17 protein-coding genes and 1 tRNA gene are annotated in these 17,201 nt (G+C 72.2%); 7 read left to right on the forward strand and 11 right to left on the reverse strand.

The window, feature by feature from the left end; translation table 11 throughout:
• Nucleotides 1-22: 22 nt before the first annotated feature.
• Together WD341_RS07370 and WD341_RS07375 are read right to left on the reverse strand one after the other, a co-directional pair.
• Nucleotides 23-1,576, reverse strand: a complete 1,554-nt coding sequence (locus WD341_RS07370; protein WP_368424792.1) for a 3-hydroxyacyl-CoA dehydrogenase — start codon at nucleotides 1,574-1,576, stop codon at nucleotides 23-25.
• Nucleotides 1,576-2,346: an enoyl-CoA hydratase-related protein gene (locus WD341_RS07375; protein ID WP_368424793.1), complete on the reverse strand. Its 771-nt coding sequence runs from the start codon at nucleotides 2,344-2,346 to the stop codon at nucleotides 1,576-1,578. The genes WD341_RS07370 and WD341_RS07375 overlap by 1 nt, the downstream gene beginning before the upstream one ends.
• A 190-nt stretch (nucleotides 2,347-2,536) precedes the next feature.
• Here WD341_RS07375 and WD341_RS07380 point away from each other — a divergent pair, with 190 nt between their 5' ends.
• The 3 genes from WD341_RS07380 to WD341_RS07390 are packed head-to-tail and all read left to right on the forward strand — an operon-like array spanning nucleotide 2,537 to nucleotide 5,762.
• The gene (locus WD341_RS07380; RefSeq protein ID WP_368424794.1) at nucleotides 2,537-3,700 is read left to right on the forward strand and encodes an acyl-CoA dehydrogenase family protein; all 1,164 of its coding nucleotides are present in this window, start codon (nucleotides 2,537-2,539) and stop codon (nucleotides 3,698-3,700) included.
• Complete coding sequence (locus WD341_RS07385) at nucleotides 3,697-5,379, forward strand: class I adenylate-forming enzyme family protein (protein WP_368424795.1); 1,683 nt, start codon at nucleotides 3,697-3,699, stop codon at nucleotides 5,377-5,379. Before WD341_RS07380 ends, WD341_RS07385 begins: the two co-directional genes overlap by 4 nt.
• A complete protein-coding gene (locus WD341_RS07390) occupies nucleotides 5,376-5,762 on the forward strand; it encodes a VOC family protein (RefSeq protein WP_368424796.1) in 387 nt (128 codons plus the stop codon). The genes WD341_RS07385 and WD341_RS07390 overlap by 4 nt, the downstream gene beginning before the upstream one ends.
• A gap of 90 nt (nucleotides 5,763-5,852) precedes the next feature.
• On the opposite strand, the gene WD341_RS07395 is transcribed toward WD341_RS07390, so the two are convergent.
• Both WD341_RS07395 and WD341_RS07400 read right to left on the reverse strand, forming a co-directional pair.
• A tRNA-Arg gene (locus tag WD341_RS07395) sits at nucleotides 5,853-5,929 on the reverse strand.
• Between the two features lie 125 nt (nucleotides 5,930-6,054).
• Complete coding sequence (locus tag WD341_RS07400) at nucleotides 6,055-6,729, reverse strand: outer membrane protein (RefSeq protein WP_368424797.1); 675 nt, start codon at nucleotides 6,727-6,729, stop codon at nucleotides 6,055-6,057.
• 376 nt (nucleotides 6,730-7,105) lie between these two features.
• On the opposite strand from WD341_RS07400, the gene WD341_RS07405 reads away from it, so the two are divergent.
• The 3 genes from WD341_RS07405 to WD341_RS07415 all read left to right on the forward strand — a co-directional run bounded on the left by WD341_RS07405 (nucleotide 7,106) and on the right by WD341_RS07415 (nucleotide 9,126).
• Nucleotides 7,106-8,449, forward strand: a complete 1,344-nt coding sequence (locus WD341_RS07405; RefSeq protein WP_368424798.1) for a DEAD/DEAH box helicase — start codon at nucleotides 7,106-7,108, stop codon at nucleotides 8,447-8,449.
• A gap of 109 nt (nucleotides 8,450-8,558) precedes the next feature.
• Nucleotides 8,559-8,768: a cold-shock protein gene (locus WD341_RS07410; RefSeq protein ID WP_368424799.1), complete on the forward strand. Its 210-nt coding sequence runs from the start codon at nucleotides 8,559-8,561 to the stop codon at nucleotides 8,766-8,768.
• 97 nt (nucleotides 8,769-8,865) lie between these two features.
• Nucleotides 8,866-9,126 (forward strand): hypothetical protein, encoded by a 261-nt coding sequence (locus WD341_RS07415; protein WP_368424800.1) that lies wholly within the window; start codon nucleotides 8,866-8,868, stop codon nucleotides 9,124-9,126.
• Between the two features lie 250 nt (nucleotides 9,127-9,376).
• Here WD341_RS07415 and pip read toward each other — a convergent pair whose 3' ends face one another.
• The gene (gene pip / locus WD341_RS07420) at nucleotides 9,377-10,324 is read right to left on the reverse strand and encodes a prolyl aminopeptidase (protein ID WP_368424801.1); all 948 of its coding nucleotides are present in this window, start codon (nucleotides 10,322-10,324) and stop codon (nucleotides 9,377-9,379) included.
• A gap of 177 nt (nucleotides 10,325-10,501) precedes the next feature.
• Between pip and WD341_RS07425 the strand changes: the two genes are divergently transcribed.
• On the forward strand, nucleotides 10,502-11,299 hold the full coding sequence (locus WD341_RS07425; protein ID WP_368424802.1) for a thermonuclease family protein: 798 nt from the start codon (nucleotides 10,502-10,504) through the stop codon (nucleotides 11,297-11,299).
• A 51-nt stretch (nucleotides 11,300-11,350) separates the two neighbouring features.
• Here WD341_RS07425 and WD341_RS07430 read toward each other — a convergent pair whose 3' ends face one another.
• The 6 genes from WD341_RS07430 to WD341_RS07455 all read right to left on the reverse strand — a co-directional run bounded on the left by WD341_RS07430 (nucleotide 11,351) and on the right by WD341_RS07455 (nucleotide 16,977).
• Nucleotides 11,351-12,235 (reverse strand): RNA polymerase factor sigma-32, encoded by an 885-nt coding sequence (locus WD341_RS07430; protein ID WP_368424803.1) that lies wholly within the window; start codon nucleotides 12,233-12,235, stop codon nucleotides 11,351-11,353.
• Between the two features lie 120 nt (nucleotides 12,236-12,355).
• Entirely contained in the window at nucleotides 12,356-13,156 is an 801-nt protein-coding gene (locus WD341_RS07435; protein ID WP_368424804.1) for a hypothetical protein, read from the reverse strand.
• Nucleotides 13,157-13,444: 288 nt separating this feature from the next.
• Entirely contained in the window at nucleotides 13,445-13,942 is a 498-nt protein-coding gene (locus WD341_RS07440; RefSeq protein ID WP_368424805.1) for a CarD family transcriptional regulator, read from the reverse strand.
• 415 nt (nucleotides 13,943-14,357) lie between these two features.
• Complete coding sequence (fdxA, locus tag WD341_RS07445) at nucleotides 14,358-14,696, reverse strand: ferredoxin FdxA (RefSeq protein WP_368424806.1); 339 nt, start codon at nucleotides 14,694-14,696, stop codon at nucleotides 14,358-14,360.
• A 62-nt stretch (nucleotides 14,697-14,758) separates the two neighbouring features.
• Nucleotides 14,759-15,232, reverse strand: coding sequence for a TerB family tellurite resistance protein (locus WD341_RS07450; RefSeq protein ID WP_368424807.1), 474 nt, complete (start codon nucleotides 15,230-15,232; stop codon nucleotides 14,759-14,761).
• A gap of 86 nt (nucleotides 15,233-15,318) precedes the next feature.
• Nucleotides 15,319-16,977 carry a lysine--tRNA ligase gene (locus WD341_RS07455; RefSeq protein ID WP_368424808.1) on the reverse strand — a complete coding sequence of 553 codons (1,659 nt, stop codon included), beginning with the start codon at nucleotides 16,975-16,977 and terminating at the stop codon, nucleotides 15,319-15,321.
• Nucleotides 16,978-17,201: the final 224 nt, after the last annotated feature.

Below are 17,201 nucleotides of genomic sequence, written 5' to 3' on the forward strand. Positions count from 1 at the left end.
TCTCCGCGGGAAGAGGAGTCGCTCAGAGCGGCCCCTCGGGCGTCGTCAGCGGCAGATCGAGCAGCGCCCGCCGGCGCAGCCACAGGCTCGGCCGGTAGCGCGGGTCGCCGGTCGCCGCCTGCAGGCCCTCGAGGATCGCCATCACCCGGCGCGGGCCGAGACGGTCGCCGAAGGCGAGGCTGCCGTGGGGATAGCCGAGGCCGAGCTCGACGGCGCGGTCGATGTCCTCGGGTCCCGCGATCCGCTGCTGGGCGATCTCGCAGCCGACGTTGACGATGCAGGCCAGGATGCGCTGGGCGACGAAGCCGGGCGAGTCGTGGATCGCCGTGACCTTGGCGCCGCCGGCGCCGAGCAGCGCCAGCGCCCGGTCGCGGCAGGCCGCCTCCGTGACCGGCGTGGTCATGACCGTGCGCCGGCCCTCGAGGCCGAACAGCAGGTCGAGGGCGACGACCCGGCGGGGGTCGAGCCGCTGGTCGACGGCGGCGCCGGTGGCGTCGCCGCCGAAGGGCGCGACCAGGCAGAGTGCGCGCGGCGACGGCCGCTCGCCGCTCTCCAGCTCGGCGCCGGCTCGGCTTAGGGTCTCGCGCAGCGGATCCAGCGCCGCCGCCGGCACCGCCCCGATCCAGACCGGCCGGTCGTCGCCCTCCGGCAGGGGCGGCTCCTCGGGCCACAGCTGGCGGCCTTCGGGATAGGCGTAGAAGCCGCGCCCGACCTTGCGGCCGTAGAGCCCGGCGGCGGTCCGCTGGGCGGTGATCTGCACCGGCCGGTAGCGCGGCTCCTCGTAGTACTGGTGGTAGATCGACTCCATGACCGCGTGGGAGACGTCGAGGCCGGTCAGGTCCATCAGGCTGAAGGGCCCCATGCGGAAGCCCGCCGCCTCGGTCATGATGCGGTCGACCTCGGCGAAGCCGCAGACGCCTTCGGAGACCAGGCGCAGGGCCTCGGTGCCGAAGGCGCGCCCGGCGTGGTTGACCAGGAAGCCCGGCGTGTCGGTGGCGCGCACCGGCCGATGGCCCAGGCGCTCGGCCAGCGCGGCCAGCCCGTCCAGCACCCAGGGCTCGGTCAGCAGGCCGCCGATCACCTCGACCAGCTTCATCAGCGGCACGGGATTGAAGAAGTGGAAGCCGGCGACCCGGCCCGGCCGCTCGGCCGCCGCGGCGAAGCCGGTGACGGAGAGCGAGGAGGTGTTGGTCGCCAGGATGCAGTCGGGGCCGACCGCGCGCTCCAGGTCGCGCAGCACGGCGTGCTTCACCTCCATGCGCTCGGCGACCGCCTCGATCACCAGGTCGCAGCCGGCGAAGCGGCCGTAGCCGCCTTCCGCCCCGGTGCCGACCGTCTCCAGGCGGCCGAGCGCGGCTGCGACCTCGGTCTCGGCGAGCTGGCCCTTCTGGGCCTTGCGCTGCAGCATGCCGGCGATGAAGACGCGCGCCTCCTCGAGCGCCTCGGGCCGCGCGTCGGCCAGGCGCACGGCGATGCCGGCCTCGAGCGCGACCTGGGCGATGCCGCGGCCCATGACCCCGGCGCCGACGACGCCGAGCGTCAGGTCGGCCCGGCCCGCCTCGAACGACCTGCTCATCAGCGGCCCTCGAAGGCGGGTTTGCGCTTCTCGATGAAGGCCCTCATGCCCTCCTTCTGGTCGGCCGTGTCGAACAGCAGCTGGAAGGCCTGGCGCTCGATCAGCAGGCCGGCCTCGAGCGACTGGTCGGCGCCGGCCAGCACCGCCTCCTTGATCTTGCGCACGGCCAGGGCCGGCTGCGCCGCGATCGCCCGGGCCAGCGCCAGGGCGCGCGCCTCGACCTCCGCGTCGGGAACGACCTCGGTGACCAGGCCCATGGCGTCGGCCTCGGCGGCGCTCAGCGGCTCGCCGGTCAGCAGGATCTTCATGGCCTTGAACTTGCCGACGGCGCGCGGCAGCCGCTGGGTGCCGCCGGCGCCGGGCATGATGCCGACGCGGATCTCCGGCTGCCCGAACTTCGCGCCCTCGCCGGCGACGATGATGTCGGCGTGCATCGCCAGCTCGCAGCCGCCGCCCAGCGCCCAGCCGTTGACCGCCGCGATCAGCGGCTTCGGGAAGTCCTTGATCGGCTGCCAGCTGCGCTCGCCGGCACGCCGCGCCATCTCGCTCGGCCCGGCCTCGGCCATCGCCTTGATGTCGGCGCCGGCGGCGAAGACGCTGGGCCCGCCGGTCAGCACGACGCAGCGCACCGTCTCGTCCTGGGCCAGGGCGGTGAAGTGGGCGGCGAGCTGCTCGCGCACCGCGGGGCTGAGGGCGTTGCGCGCCTCGGGCCGGTTCAGGCGGACCAGGGCGACGCCCTCCTCTGGTCGTTCGAGCAGCGTTTCGGTCACGGGCACTCCTCTTAATTCCGCAGTGTGGAACCTAATTCCGTTGTCTTGACCGGCATCATGGATCGTGCCACCGTCCCGGACAACCCCGTTCTCTGCGCCAGGCGCCGACCGGTCCGGTTGCGGAACGAACGACTGGGACCGGCGGACGCACCCCCGTGCCGTGCGGCTCCGGTGCGACAAGGAAGGCGCGATGGCCCTGGACGGCGAGACCCTCGAGCAGCTTCTGGCGACCGTCGACCGCTTCGTCGAGGAACGGCTGCGCCCGCTCGAGCAGCGCGTCGCCGAGGAGGACGCGATCCCGCCGGAGATCGTCGAGGAGATGCGACGGCTCGGCCTGTTCGGCCTGTCGATCCCCGAGGCCTACGGCGGTCTCGGCCTGACCCTGGTCGAGGAGGTCCAAGTCGCCTTCCGGCTCGGGCGCACCTCGCCCGCCTTCCGCTCGCTGATCGGCACCAACAACGGCATCGGCTCCCAGGGCCTGGTCATCGACGGCACCGAGGAGCAGCGCCGCCATTACCTGCCCCGGCTCGCCTCCGGCGCGCTGATCGGCTCCTTCTGCCTGACCGAGGCGAGCAGCGGCTCGGACGCCGGCTCGCTGCGCATGACGGCGCGAGCCGAGGGCGAGAACTTCCTGCTGAACGGCACCAAGCGCTACATCACCAACGCGCCGGAGGCCGACCTCTTCACGGTCTTCGCGCGCACCGACCCGGCGACGCGCGACGCCCGCGGCGTCACCGCCTTCCTCGTCGAGGCCGACACGCCCGGCCTCTCGCTGGGCGCTCACGACAAGAAGATGGGCCAGCAGGGCGCCCACACCTGCGACGTGATCTTCGAGGACGTGCGGGTGCCGGGCTCGGCGATCATCGGCGGGCCCGAGCGGCTCAACCAGGGCTTCAAGACCGCGATGAAGGTGCTCGACCGCGGCCGCCTGCACATCGCCGCGGTCTGCGTCGGCGTCGCCGAGCGGCTGATCGAGGACTCGCTGCGCTACGCCCTGGAGCGCGAGCAGTTCGGCCAGCCGATCGCCGAGTTCCAGCTGATCCAGGCGATGCTGGCCGACAGCCGGACCGAGGCCTACGCGGCGCGCTGCATGGTCGAGGAGACGGCGCGCCGCAAGGACCGGGAAGTCCCGGTCTCGACCGAGGCCGCCTGCTGCAAGCTCTACGCGACCGAGATGGTCGGGCGGGTCGCCGACCGCGCCGTGCAGATCCATGGCGGCGCCGGCTACATCGCCGACTACGGCATCGAGCGCTTCTACCGCGACGTCCGCCTGTTCCGGATCTACGAGGGCACCAGCCAGATCCAGCAGCTGGTCATCGCCCGCAACATGATCCGGGAGGCGCGCGGCCGGTGACCGGCGGCCCGGGCACGGACCCCGGAGCGCCGGGGGCGGCGCCGGCGCCCGATCCCGCGCGCTTCCCGCGCCGCATCCACGAGATCGTCGAGCGCTGGCGGGCCGAGCGCCCCGAGGCGCCCGCGCTGGCCGAGGCCGGCGGCCGGACCCTGGACTTCGCCGGCCTCGCGCGCGCCGTCGAGGCCGCCGCCGACCGGCTGCGCCGGGCCGGCGTGCGCGGCGGCGACCGGGTCGTGATCCTCAACGAGAATTCGATTCCGGCCGCCGCCTTCCTCTTCGCCTGCTCGCGGCTCGACGCCTGGGCGGTGCCGCTCAACGCCCGCCTCGCCGCGCCCGAGGTCGAGCGGCTGCTCGCGCACTGCGCGCCGCGCGCCCTGGTCTGCACCCACGGCGTCAGCGCCGAGGCCGGCGCCCACGGCGCCCGCCACGGCGCCGAGGAAGTGACCGATCCCGACTTCGGCGCGGTCCTGCTGCGCGGCGACCTGCCGGGCGAGCCGGAGCCGGTCGAGCCGGAGTCGGTCGAGCCGGAGTCGGTCGAGCCGGGCAACGCCGGGCAGGTCGCGGCGCTGCTCTACACCTCCGGCACGACCGGGCGGCCCAAGGGGGTCATGCTGACCCACCGCAACCTGCTCTACGTCGCCGTCGTCTCGGGCGCGCAGCGCGGCCTCTCGGCCGGCGACCGCGTCTACGCCGTGCTGCCGCTGAGCCACGTCTTCGGCCTGTCGAGCACCTTCCTGGGCACGCTCCAGGCCGGCGGCAGCCTGCTGCTGGTACCGCGCTTCGACCCGGCGCACCTGGTCGAGGCCCTCGCCGGGACCGGCCAGCCGCCGATCACCGTCTTCCAGGGCGTGCCGGCGATGTACGCGCGGCTGCTCGAGCACCTGGAGGGCGCCGGCCGCAGCTTGGCGGCGCCGGCGCTGCGCTACATGAGCGCCGGCGGCGCGCCGCTCGACCTCGGCTGGAAGCGGCGGATCGAGGCGCGCTTCGGCCTCCCGCTCAACAACGGCTACGGCCTGACCGAGGCCGCCCCGACGGTCGCCCAGACGCTGAGCCGGGCGCCGCGCGACGACGAGACCATCGGCCCGCCGCTGCCCGGCCTGGAGGTCCGCATCGTCGATCCCGCGACCGGCGCCCCGCTGCCCGAGGGCGCGGTCGGCGAGCTGCAGGTGCGCGGGCCCACGGTCATGAAGGGCTACTACCGCGACCCCGAGGCGAGCGCCGCGGCGGTCACCGCCGAGGGCTGGCTCAGGACCGGCGACCTCTGCCGCCAGGACCCCGACGGCTATCTCTTCCTGGTCGGCCGCGCCAAGGAGCTGATCATCCGCGGCGGCTTCAACGTCTACCCGCCCGAGGTCGAGAGCGCGCTCAACGCCCATCCACGGGTCGCGCAGGCCGGCGTCGTCGGCCGCCGCCTCGCGGGCGACGAGCAGGTCGTCGCCTTCGTCGAGCTGGCGCCCGGCCCGGACCCGGCGCCGGACGAGGCCGCCCTCAAGGCCTTCCTGCGCGAGCGCCTGGCGCCCTACAAGCGCCCGCAGCGCATCTTCGTCCTCGACGCCCTGCCGGCCAGCGCCACCGGCAAGCTCCAGAAGCACCGCCTGGCGGAGATGGCGGAGAGCTTGTGCGCGCAGGGGGAAACCGTCCGCCCGGGAGCGACGGAAAGAGAAGGAGAGACCTCATGAGGATCGTGGTGACGAGCCTGCTCGTGGACGACCAGGAGAAGGCGCTGCACTTCTACCGGGACGTGCTCGGCTTCCAACCCAAGATGGACGTGCCGATGGGCGAGTACCGCTGGCTGACGCTGGTCTCTCCGGACGAGCCGGAGGGCGTCCAGCTCCTGCTCGAGCCGGATGCGCACCCGGCGGCGAAGCCCTTCAAGGCGGCCCTCCTCGCCGACGGCATTCCCTGCACCTCCTTCGCCGTCGAGGACGTGCAGGCGGAGCACGCGCGGCTGCGCGGCCTCGGCGTCGTCTTCACCCAGCCGCCGGTCGCCCTGGGCCCGGTCACCACGGCGATCTTCGAGGACACCTGCGGCAACCTCGTCCAGATCGCGCAGCAGCACTGAGCGGCGGCCGCGCAGAGCGGGCAGGAGGCGCTGCCTTGCTGCGGGGGTCGAGCAGGCGACCAATGTGTCCGGGCCGGACAAGAGAAGAATTGGCGTCCCCGACAGGATTCGAACCTGTGACCTACGGATTAGGAATCCGTTGCTCTATCCTGCTGAGCTACGGGGACCCCGGGCGGGTAGGCAGATAGCAGAAAGCGGTGTCCGCCGCCAGCCGCTGCGGGGGCCCTGCCATTGCCCCTGGAGGGGCCGGTCGGGGCCCCGAACCAGGGGAGGGGGCGCAACCGCGGGCATCCTAGAAGCGCCAGGCCAGGGCGGCGCGCAGGGTGTGGGCGGTCAGCGCGACCTCGGCCTCGTAGGAGGGGAAGAAGGGGCCGGGCGGCGACGCGATGTCGTAGCGCTTCCGGCCGTAGTCGTCGTAGAGGTACTCGAGGCGCAGCAGGAGGTTGTCGCCAACCGCCCGCTCGAAGCCGGCGCCCAGGGTCCAGCCGAGGTGGGTCGCGCCGTCGTGGCCGAAGCCCGGGTCGGTGTCGTCGAGCGAGACGCCGCCGACCGCCAGGCCGCCGGCGACGAACAGCAGGCTGCGCTCGAAGGCGACGCCGAGGCGGCCGCGCAGGCGCAGGGTCCAGTCGAGGTCGACGGCCGAGTAGCCGTTGGCGCCGGCCGAGTCGGACTCGAAGCCGGCGCCGGTCAGGCCGCCCTCGGCCTCCAGGCCCAGCACGATCCGCTCGATCTGGTGGCTGTAGCCGGCCAGGAGGCCGCCCTGGAGGCCGTCGGCGCCGTGGCCGAAGCCGAACTGCGGGTCGTCGGGCTCGACGTAATCGACGTCGCCCCACAGGTAGCCGAGGTGGGCGCCGGCATAGGGACCCGACCAGTCGTGGGCCGGCGCCGCACCCTGGGCCCCGGCCGCCGCCGGCGCCAGCAGCACCGCCGCCGTTGCCAGGCATCCGAGCAATTCGCGCGCGCGCATGTCCGCCCCCCTTTTGCGTCGGTCCCCGAGCCCCCATTCTAGGAAAGCGGGAGGGCGCGCGGCAAGCGGTGCCGCCCCCTGCGTCGTCCTCTGCGTCGCCCTCTGCCCTGCGGATAGTCCTTGACGCAGTGCACAATAACCCCTATCTCAGCCTCAGATTTGTTCGCGAAAGCGCGAGAGCGGCGCGCGCCGCCGGAGGCGGTCGGGAGTTTCCGACAGGCCATCCGGGTATGCCAAGGCAGCAGCACCGCATTCCCGAGTAAGTCTCACGACCACCCTCTTTCGGCCGCTTTCGCGCGTGGCCGTCGGATCACAGGGCTGCCCCGCCCCCCTCGCCATCGAGCGAACGGCCGGCCGCCCCGAGGATCTTTTTATCTTGAATACCTCTCCTTTCGCGGCGCTCGGCCTGGCCGGCGCGCCCCTGGCTGCCCTTGCCAAGCTCGGCTTCGAGACCCCGACCCCGATCCAGACCAAGGCGATCCCGCTGGTCCTGGACGGCGGCGACCTGATCGGCGTCGCCCAGACCGGCACCGGCAAGACCGGCGCCTTCGGCCTGCCGCTGATCCAGATGCTGGCCGCCGGCCGCGGCGCCGGCAAGAGTCCCCGGGCGCTGATCCTGGCGCCGACCCGCGAGCTCGCGGTGCAGATCAACGAGAGCCTGGGCGGCTTCGCCCAGGGCATGCCGCTGCGCAGCGCCCTGATCATCGGCGGCGTGTCCCGCGGCGGCCAGGTCCAGCGCGTGCGGCGCGGCGTCGACATCGTGATCGGCACGCCCGGCCGGGTCGTCGACCTGATGCAGGGCGGCGAGCTGCGCCTGGACGCGATCACCCACTTCATTCTCGACGAGGCCGACCGCATGCTCGACCTCGGCTTCATCGGCGACATCCGCAAGGTCGCGGCACGCCTGCCGGCACAGCGCCAGTCGCTGCTGTTCTCGGCGACCATGCCGAAGGCCGTCGAGCTGCTCGCCAACTCGCTGCTGCGCCAGCCGCGCCGCGTCGAGGCCAGCCCGGGCACCAGCGCCCCGGTCAAGATCGAGCAGCAGGTCTACTTCGTGCCGATGTCCAAGAAGCGCGACCTGCTGAGCGACCTGCTCGGCGACCCGGCGATTTCGCGCGTCATCGTCTTCACCCGCACCAAGCACGGCGCCGACCGCGTCGTGAAGCACCTGGAGCAGAAGGGCGTCGAGGCCGACGCCATTCACGGCAACAAGAGCCAGAACGCCCGGCAGCGCGCGCTCTCGCGCTTCCGCGACGGCCATGCCCGGGTGCTGGTCGCCACCGACATCGCGGCGCGCGGCATCGACGTCCAGGGCATCACCCACGTCGTCAACTTCGACCTGCCGAACGAGCCGGAGAGCTACGTGCACCGGATCGGCCGCACGGCCCGCGCCGGCGCCGCCGGCATCGCGGTGTCCTTCTGCGACGGCTCGGAGCGCGGCTACCTCAAGGACATCGAGCGGCTGACCGGTCAGCGCCTGAGAGTCGCCAACGACGTCGATCCGCGCGACCTGCCCGACGAGCCGAGCGCCGTGCGCGGCGGCCAGAACCGCAGCCGCGGCAATGGCGGCGGCGGGGGCGGCGGCGGGGGCGGCGGCGGCGGCCGCGGCTATGCCGCCGGGCCGCGGCCCCAGGGCAAGCCCGACCACGGCAAGCCGGGCCAGGCGGCCCGTCGCCGCGGCGGACGCCGCCCGGGCGGCCCGTCGCGCCACGCCGCCTGAGGCAGGCGGCCTTTCGACCACGCCAGAGAGACGCTATGAGTCTTGCGCGGCCTTCGGGCCCGCAGGACCATGACGTGAGACGACCACCAGAAAGACGAGGAGACCCGCCATGCCAAACGGCACCGTGAAATGGTTCGACGCCACCAAGGGCTTCGGCTTCATCGAGCCGGAAGCCGGCGACAAGGACGTCTTCGTTCACATCAGCGCCGTCGAGCAGGCCGGCCTGCGCAGCCTGAACGACGGCCAGAAGGTCGAGTACGAGCTGGAGACCGACAACCAGCGCGGCCGGACCTCGGCCGTCAACCTGAAGGCCCTCTGAGCCGGCCGGAGCGGGCAGGGCTTCAGCCCCGCCGTTCCGCGACCGACGCAACCAAGAGCTTGTCCGGGGCCGAGGCCCTGGGCAAGCTTTTGCCGTTATGGGCCGATCCTACCAAGCCCGCGCCACCGCCGGCGCCTTCCCGTCCTACAGCCGGGCCGAGGCGCAGGCCGACCTTGCGCTCCATGTCCTGAGCGTCTGCGGCGCCCTGGCCGGCGGCCTCTGGCTGCTGCTCGGACCGGGCCGCGCGCAGGACCTCGAGACCTGGCTGTGCCTGCTGGTCTACGCCCTGGCGCTGCTCGGCGGGCTGCTCGCCTCGGCGGCCTGCTCTACTCCGCCGGCACGCCCTTCCACGCGATGAGCCGGCTGCCCTTCCACAACGCGATCCGGCACGGCTTCGTGCTGGTCGCCGCGGCGCTGCACTTCCTGGCGGTGAGCCTGGAGGTCGCGCTCGCCTGAAGTGGGTGCGCGGGACCTCGGCCGGCGCTCAGTCGAGCGGCGTGACGAGGCTGCCGACCGGCAGGTGGTGACTTCCCCCGGACGATCAGGCGCGACAATCGCGCGCCGTCCAACCGCGGACTGGCGCAACGACTTGTATCGGCTTGTGTCCTTCAGGCGCCCTTCATCCGCTCGGTCGCCGCGACGAGGGCGCGGCGGATGCCGGGTTCCATCGCTGAATGCCCGGCGTCGGGCACGATCTGGTAGTCGGCCTCGGGCCAGGCCGAGTGAAGGTCGGCGGCGCTGACCGGCGGGCAGACGCAGTCGTAGCGGCCCTGGACGATGACCCCCGGGATCCGCCGGATGCGCCCGATCTGCTCGAGCAGCGCGTTCGGCGGCAGGAAGATGCCGTTGCGGAAATAGTGCGCCTCGAGCCGGGCCAGGCCGAGCGCCATGCGGTCCTCGCCGAAGGCGGCCACCGTCTCGGGGCTAGGCAGCAATGTCGAGCAGGCGCCCTCGTAGACGCTCCAGGCGCGTGCCGCCGGCAGGTGGACGTGGCGATCGGGATCCATCAGCCGGCGGTAGTAGGCCTCGAGCAGGTCGCCGCGCTCGGCCTCCGGGATCGCGCCGGCGAAGGCCGCCCAAGCCTCCGGGAAAAACTGCCGCATGCCGTAGAGGAACCACTCGAGCTCGGCCTCGCGGCACAGGAAGATGCCGCGCAGGATCAGTGCGCTGACCCGCTCCGGGTGCGCCTGCGCGTAGGCCAGCGACAGGGTCGAGCCCCAGGAGCCGCCGAAGACGTGCCAGCGCTCGATGTCCAGGCGCAGGCGCAGGCGCTCGATGTCGGCGATCAGCGCCTGGGTGGTGTTGCCCACGGTTTCGCCGAGCGGCAGCGAGCGTCCGGCGCCGCGCTGGTCGTGGATGACGATCCTGTAGTGGCGCGGATCGAAGAACCGGCGGTGGTCGGGGGCCGCTCCCGCCCCCGGCCCGCCGTGAAGGAACAGCACCGGCTGGCCGTCGGGACGGCCCGACTGCTCCCAGTAGAGATCGTGGGGCGGATCGGCCGCCAGGCGGCCGGTCTCGTAGGGATCGATCGGCGGAAAGAGATCGCGGGCGGCCATCGGTCCTCCGGTACGGCTCGAACGGGGGCGCAGGGGCCGATGCCCGGGGCGGCCCCTCCCCGAAGCGGCACGCCCGGCCGCCCTTATAGCCCGGCCGCTACGGACGGTCAGCCCCCACCCGCATGACTCCGCAAAGGGCACTCCCGCGACCCGGCCGGCGGGTGGTAGAATCGGCGGATGTCCCGGCCGGCTGCGACCCTGCTGCTGCTGTTCGCGCTCTGGGCGGCGCCCGCGGTGCCGGAGGCGCCGGCGCAGGAGTTGCCGGCCGCCTTCGTGCCGGGCGAGCCTGTCCGACCGGTCGAGGTCCTGGACGGCGATACCCTGCGCCTGGCCGACGGCCGGGAGCTCCGGCTCGCCGTGATCGCCGCCCCCAAGCCGCCCCTCGACGGCGAGGAAGAGGCGCCCTGGCCGCTGGCGGAGGCGGCGCGCGCGGGACTGGCCGCCCGCGCGCTCGGACACGACTGGGAGCTGGTGCCGGCCGGCACGGTCCGTGACCGCTACGGCCGGCTGCTCGGCCACCTGGTCGATGGCGCCGGCCGCTGGCTCAACGCCGAGCTGGTCGGTGCCGGCCTGGCGCGGGTCGTCACCCGGCCCGACCTGCGGCTCGGCGCCGGGCCGCTGTTCGAGGCCGAAGGGCGGGCGCGGGCGCAGCGCCTGGGACTGTGGCGGGACTTCGCCTACCGCATCCTGCCGGCCGAGGAGGCGCGCTTCGGCCTCAATCGCTTCGCCCTGGTCGAGGGCCGCGTGCTGGCGGTGGCGGCGGTGCGCGGCCGCAGCTACCTCAACTTCGGCGAGGACTGGCGGGAGGATTTCACCGTGAGCCTGGATCCGGCGGCGCGCCGGCTGTTCGCCCACGAGGGCCTCGATCCCGCCGCCTACGAGGGTCGCCGGGTACGGGTGCGGGGGTGGGTGATACCGGTCAACGGGCCGATGATCGAGGTCAGCCACCCCGAGCAGATCGAGTTGATCGAGTGATGCCGGGCGCAGACTCGCCCCCAAGGAAGACCGCGCGCCAAGCGACTCGGCTCAGCCCTCGAGCAGAAGGTCGCCCGGCACCTGGGAATGCTCGCAGATCGCCTTGCGCAGCTTGCCGAGGGCGCGATGCTCGAGCTGGCGCACGCGTTCCTTGCTGACTCCGAGTCGGCGGCCGAGCTCTTCGAGGGTCGCGCCCTCGTCGGCCAGGCGGCGCGCTTCGATGATCGTTCGCTCGCGTCCGTCGAGCCGGCCCAGGGCCTCGCTCAGCCAGCGGCTGCGCACCGCGCCGTCGTGGCTCAGGACGACGTGCTCCTCGGGCGAGGGCCGCTCGTCGGACAGGAAGTCCTGCCACTCGTCGTCCCCCTCTTCGCCGACGCCGGCGTTGAGCGACTGGTCGCTTGCCGAGAGCCGCGCCTCCATGGCTTCGACCTCGGAGATGTCGACGCGCAGGGCCTCGGCGATCTTGCGCCGTCCCTCGCGGGTCATCCGCTCGCCGCCGGCCTCCACGATCTGAGCACGCAGCCGGCGGAGATTGAAGAAGAGCGACTTCTGCGCGGCGGTCGTCCCGGTGCGCACGATCGACCAGTTGCGCAGGATGAAGTCCTGAATCGCCGAGCGGATCCACCAGGTGGCGTAGGTCGAGAAGCGAATCTCGCGCTCCGGCTCGAAGCGCGCCGCGGCCTGCATCAGGCCGACCGACCCCTCCTGGACGAGGTCGCTCATCGGCAGGCCGTAGTGGCGAAACTTGGCGGCGACCGCGACGACCAGCCGCATGTAGCTGCGGATCAGCAGATGCAGCGCCCGCTCGTCGCCCTGCTCGCGCCACGCCCGGGCCAGCTCGAACTCCCGCTCGCGCGACAGCAGCGGCTCGCCCATCGAGCGGCGAATGAAACCGGCATTGGCGCGTTGGGCTTCGGCGGTCTCGATCAGAGCCATCGGCACGCTCCTCGCTGGGGATCCCGTAGATACTACGGCGCAGAGGGGCTTGCGGTTCACGCCGGAAGCGCCGCGAAGGCGGCGGAATCCATCACGCTCTCGTGAGCGGGGCCGGCGCGGTCAGGCCTCGAGGCTGTCGAGCAGCTCGCCGGCGGGCGACAGGCAGGCGGCCAGCAGCGGGCCGCCGAAGCCGCAGCCGGCGTCCAGGGTCAAGGTGAAGGGCCCCTCGACCAGGCCGGGATGGCTGCGGTCGAAGCCGCGCACGACCCGTCGGTAGCCGCCGTAGGGCTTGTCGAGTGCGCCGAAGCCGGCACCGCCCCACCAGAAGGAGTCGCGCTGTGCCTCAAGCGGCCGGCTCGGGTCGAGCCCGGCATTGACGAACAGCAGGCCGCCGTCGTCGGTGAAGGCGGCGCGGCGCAGCGCGGCGAAGACGTCGAAGTGGCCGCCGCGCGCCTGGATGGCCGCGCGCAGCTGCTGGGTCCAGCGGGTGATGCCGACGACGCCGGTCGCCGCCTGCCGGCGCGCCTCCTCGAGCGAGCCGCCGTAGGCCTGCAGGGTCGCGCCGACGCCGTTGTCGAGCATCCATGAAAGCACCGCCTTTGGATCGGTGGCGAACTGCAGCTGCAGCAGCTTCTGCCACATCTCCTCCTGGCCGCCGCGCAGCAGCGCGACGTGCGCCGCCTCGGCCGGCTCGATCGCCATGACCGCGCGGCGGAACAGCAACACCTCGTCGAGGGTCTCGGCGACGCCGCCGCCATGCCCGAGCAGGTTGCCCAGGTAGACCAGCCGGTCGCCCGGCTCGAGCCGCGGCCACAGCAGGTCGTGCAGGCGGCGCAGGCGCTCGGCCTCGCCGTGCACGGAGGCGACGGCCCAGACCCGGCGTGGCCGCGGCAGGGTGGCGAAGATCGGGCGGTCGCTCATGCGGGCGGCTGTCGCGGCTCCTGGTCGGCGTGCAACGCTGGTCGGCGGGGGACCCGGCGGCAGGGCACCGGCTCCGGGACAACATGATCGGAAGCCGGGGGGTTCCGCGCAAGCTTTCCCGGCAGGGGAAAGCGGCCTGACGGGGACCGGCGGTTAAGACTGGCTACGGATTCCGGCGAGCGGAAGAGGCTCCGGCGTCGCATCCCGCCCGGAACGGCAAAGGGCGCGAGCCGCCGGAGCGGTCGCGCCCTTGTGCCTGGTCCCGCCGGCTCTCCGGCGGAGAGGTTGTCAGGCGGCCTTGAGGAGCTTCTCGAGCTTCTCGGCGGCCGCGGCCTCGTCGATCTTCTCGACTGCCGCGAGCTCGCGCGCCAGCCGGTCGAGCGCCGCCTGGTACATCTGCCGCTCGGAATAGGACTGCTCCGGCTGGTCGTCGCCGCGATGGAGGTCGCGCACCACCTCGGCGATCGAAACCGGATCGCCGGAGTTGATCTTGGCTTCGTACTCCTGGGCGCGCCGCGACCACATGGTCCGCTTGGCGCGGCTGCGGCCCTTCAGCGTGGTCAGGGCGGTATCCATCATCTTGCGCGAAGACAGCCGGCGCAGCCCGGAGTTGTGCGCCTTCTCCACCGGAACCCGCAGGATCATCCGGTCCTTCTCGAACTTGATGATGATCAGCTCGACGGTGACTTCGGCGATCCGCTGGGTTTCGATGCCAGTGATCTTGCCGACGCCATGGGTCGGGTAGACGACGTAATCACCTGTTGAGAAATCGAGCTTCTTCGACATGGGTGTTTTCGGACTCCGTTGCTCTGTGCGGTCTGCCCGGACGAGTGGACTGTCCGAGCCCGGCGGCGGTCGGCCGCCGCTGGACCGAGCGACACGAAAACAACGGAGCGCCAGTGGTGGTACACGGTGCTCTGTAGTAACGTGCCGGTCGGCGAGAACGGACGGCGACGCCCAACGATGCAAGACGACGCTCTTACGGGTGCTTGGGCACCACAATTTGCATTACCAATATACTACATAATGCGGTGCAGCACAACACGCAGGGCTCATAGGGGCCATGCGTCGCAGGCACCCCGATTCGCGTCCTGTCTCCTGTCGTCTCCCGGCCCCGGCCGCCGTCACCCGCGCGTCCGCAAAGGCGACGGGTGGGAGGCGTGGCCCGCGGCCCCGCCCGGGCGGCCGGCTCGCCTTCCCGTCAGGAGCCCTGACCCGGATTCGCGCTAAAATACTTGTCGTACTTGTTGGCTTCGTCCTTGAACTCCTCGGCGTCGGCCGGCGGCGTGCCCTTCCGGTTGATGTTCGGCCAGTTGTCCGAATAGTCCTTGTTGAGCTCCAGCCATTTGTCGGCTTCGGGATCGCTGTCGGGCAGAATCGCCTCGGGCGGGCACTCGGGCTCGCAGACGCCGCAGTCGATGCACTCGTCCGGATGGATGACGAGCATGTTCTCGCCCTCGTAGAAGCAGTCGACCGGACAGACTTCGACGCAGTCCATGTACTTGCACTTGATGCAGGCTTCGGTAACCACGTACGTCATCGAGCAATCTCCTGTGCGACCGCTCACCGGGTCCCGAAGCCGGGCCGATGGCGGCGGCGATCCTAGTCTTCCACTCCGAGCCGCGAGAGCACGCGCTTGCGGACCGCGCCGCTCTCCTGGTCGCTGACGTAGAGCAGGCCGGCGACGCGGCGCATCAGGCTGGCCTCGTGATCGTGCAGCTCGCCGTCGGCGTAGACGACCTCCCACAGATCCTCGATCAGGGCAAGCCGCCCATCGTGATCCAAGCCGTCCTTGAGCTGCCGCGCCATGCCGTAGATCTCGACGTGCTCCGAGGCCGCTTCGGAGGCGCGGGCGACCATCGCGACGGCCTCCGCCTGCGGCAGGCCGAAGCGCTGGGCCAGGGAGGCCGCGATCGCCTGCCGCTCGCCGGCGTCGATGCTGCCGTCCATGATCGCCGCCTCGGCGAGCAGGGCCGCCGCGGCCCGGTGCAGGTCGCTCTCGGACCCACCGGCTCCGCCGGCGGCGCCGGCCCGGTCGGGGCGGTCGGAGAGAAGGGCTTTCAGTCGGTCTAGCATCGGTCCTGTGCTGTCTGGCTTCGGCGGGGACGGGTCCGCGCGGGATCGGGTGGCGGGTCTCGGGCCGGGCGGGGTCGGGGTGGCCGTCAGGCCTGCATTTGGGGAGCCGTCACCGATCCTGCCAGGGCGCTCGCCAGATCGCCGGCCAGGGCGCGACCGATCAGGGCGCGACTCTCCGGCAGGCCGTAGAGCGCGAAGAAGGAGCCCAGGCGCGGCCCCTGCTCCTGGCCGAGCAGGATCTCGTAGCAGGCCTTGAACCAGTCGCGCAGGCTCGCAAAGGCCGCCGCATGGCGCTTGCCGATCTCGTAGACCGTGTTCTGGATGGTCTCGGGATCGGCCCCCACCGGCAGCAGCTCGAGCTCGTGCAACAGGTCCTTCAGCGCCGCCGCCTCGGCCTCGCTCGCCTCGCGGTAGACCTTGGCCGGCTTCACGAAGTCGCGGTAGTAGGCGATCGCATAGCCGACCAGCCTGTCGAGCAACGGATCGCTCTCCGGCGTCGCCTCGGGCGCGTAACGGCTGATGAAGCCCCAGAGCGCCGCCTTGTCCTCGGCGTTGGCGGTGCCGACGAGGTTGAGCAGCAGCGAGAAGGAAAGGTCGGTCTTCTCCTCGGGCAGCCGCCCCGGCGGCGCGCCGTCGTGAATGTGCCAGGCCGGGTTCTCGAGACGGCGCGCCGGCTCCTCGACCGCCAGCGTCTTCAGGTGCTTGAGGTAGTCGTCGACGGCCCGCGGGATGACGTCGAAGTAGAGCCGCTTGGCCGCGCGGGGCTTCTGGTACATGAACAGCGAGAGGCTCTCCGGCGGGCCGTAGGTCAGCCACTCGTCGACCGACAGGCCGTTGCCCTTGGACTTGGAGATCTTTCGCCCCTCCTCGTCGAGGAACAGCTCGTAGTGGAAGCCTTCGGGCGGCCGGCTGCCGAGGATCGAGCAGATCCGCGCCGCCAGCTTCACCGACTCGATGAGGTCCTTGCCCGACATCTCGTAGTCGACGCCGAGGGCGTGCCAGCGCATGCCCCAGTCCGGCTTCCACTGCAGCTTGCAGTGGCCGCCGGTCACCGGCAGCTCGGTGCGGGTGCCGTCCTCGTCCTCGAAGAGGATCGTCCCGGCCGCCGCGTCGCGCTCCAGGATCGGCACCTGCAGGACCCGGCCGGTGGTCGGCGAAATCGGCAGGAAGGGGCTGTAGCTCTGCTGCCGCTCCTCGCGGAAGGTCGGCAGCATGACCTCCATGATCTCGTCGTAGCGGCGCAGCACCTCGAGCAGGGCCGCGTCGAAGCGGCCCGAGCGGTACCAGTCGGTCGAGGACTGGAACTCGTACTCGAAGCCGAAGGAATCCAGGAAGCGCCGCAGCATGGCGTTGTTGTGGTGGCCGAAGGACTCGAACTCGCCGAAGGGATCGGGCACCCGGGTCAGGGGCTCGTGCAGGTGCCGGGCGACCTGCTCGCGGTTGGGGATGTTGTCGGGCACCTTGCGCAGCCCGTCCATGTCGTCCGAGAAGCAGAACAGCCGGGTCGGAATGTCGCTCAGGCGCTGGAAGGCCTGGCGCACCATGGTCGTGCGCACGACCTCGCCGAAGGTGCCGATGTGGGGCAGGCCGGAGGGCCCGTAGCCGGTCTCGAACAGCAGGTAGCCCTTGGCCGGCGTCTTGCCGCCAGTGCGCTCGAGCAGCTTGCGCGCCTCCTCGAACGGCCAAGCCCGCGCCTCGAGCGCCAGGCTGCGCTCGTCTCGATCTTCCGGTCGATCTTCCGGCATCTGCTCCGCTTCCTCGGGACCTCGTCGGGGACGCGCGAAGCTAGGCAGCCGGCGGCGGCGCGTCAACGCGCCACGGGCGGCGGCCGGCGGGCGGGTGCCCTGCGCGTGCCGCAGCCATCCGCGCCGGGCCGGCACGAAGACCCCGAAGACTGGCGCGGCGACGCGGCTCCTGGCGTGACTCGACCGCCTCCCTATACTGCGGCGCGATGAGCGGGAGCGGAACG

Origin of the sequence: Tistlia sp. (assembly GCF_040905785.1) — a bacterium.
GTDB lineage: Bacteria > Pseudomonadota > Alphaproteobacteria > Kiloniellales > DSM-21159 > Tistlia.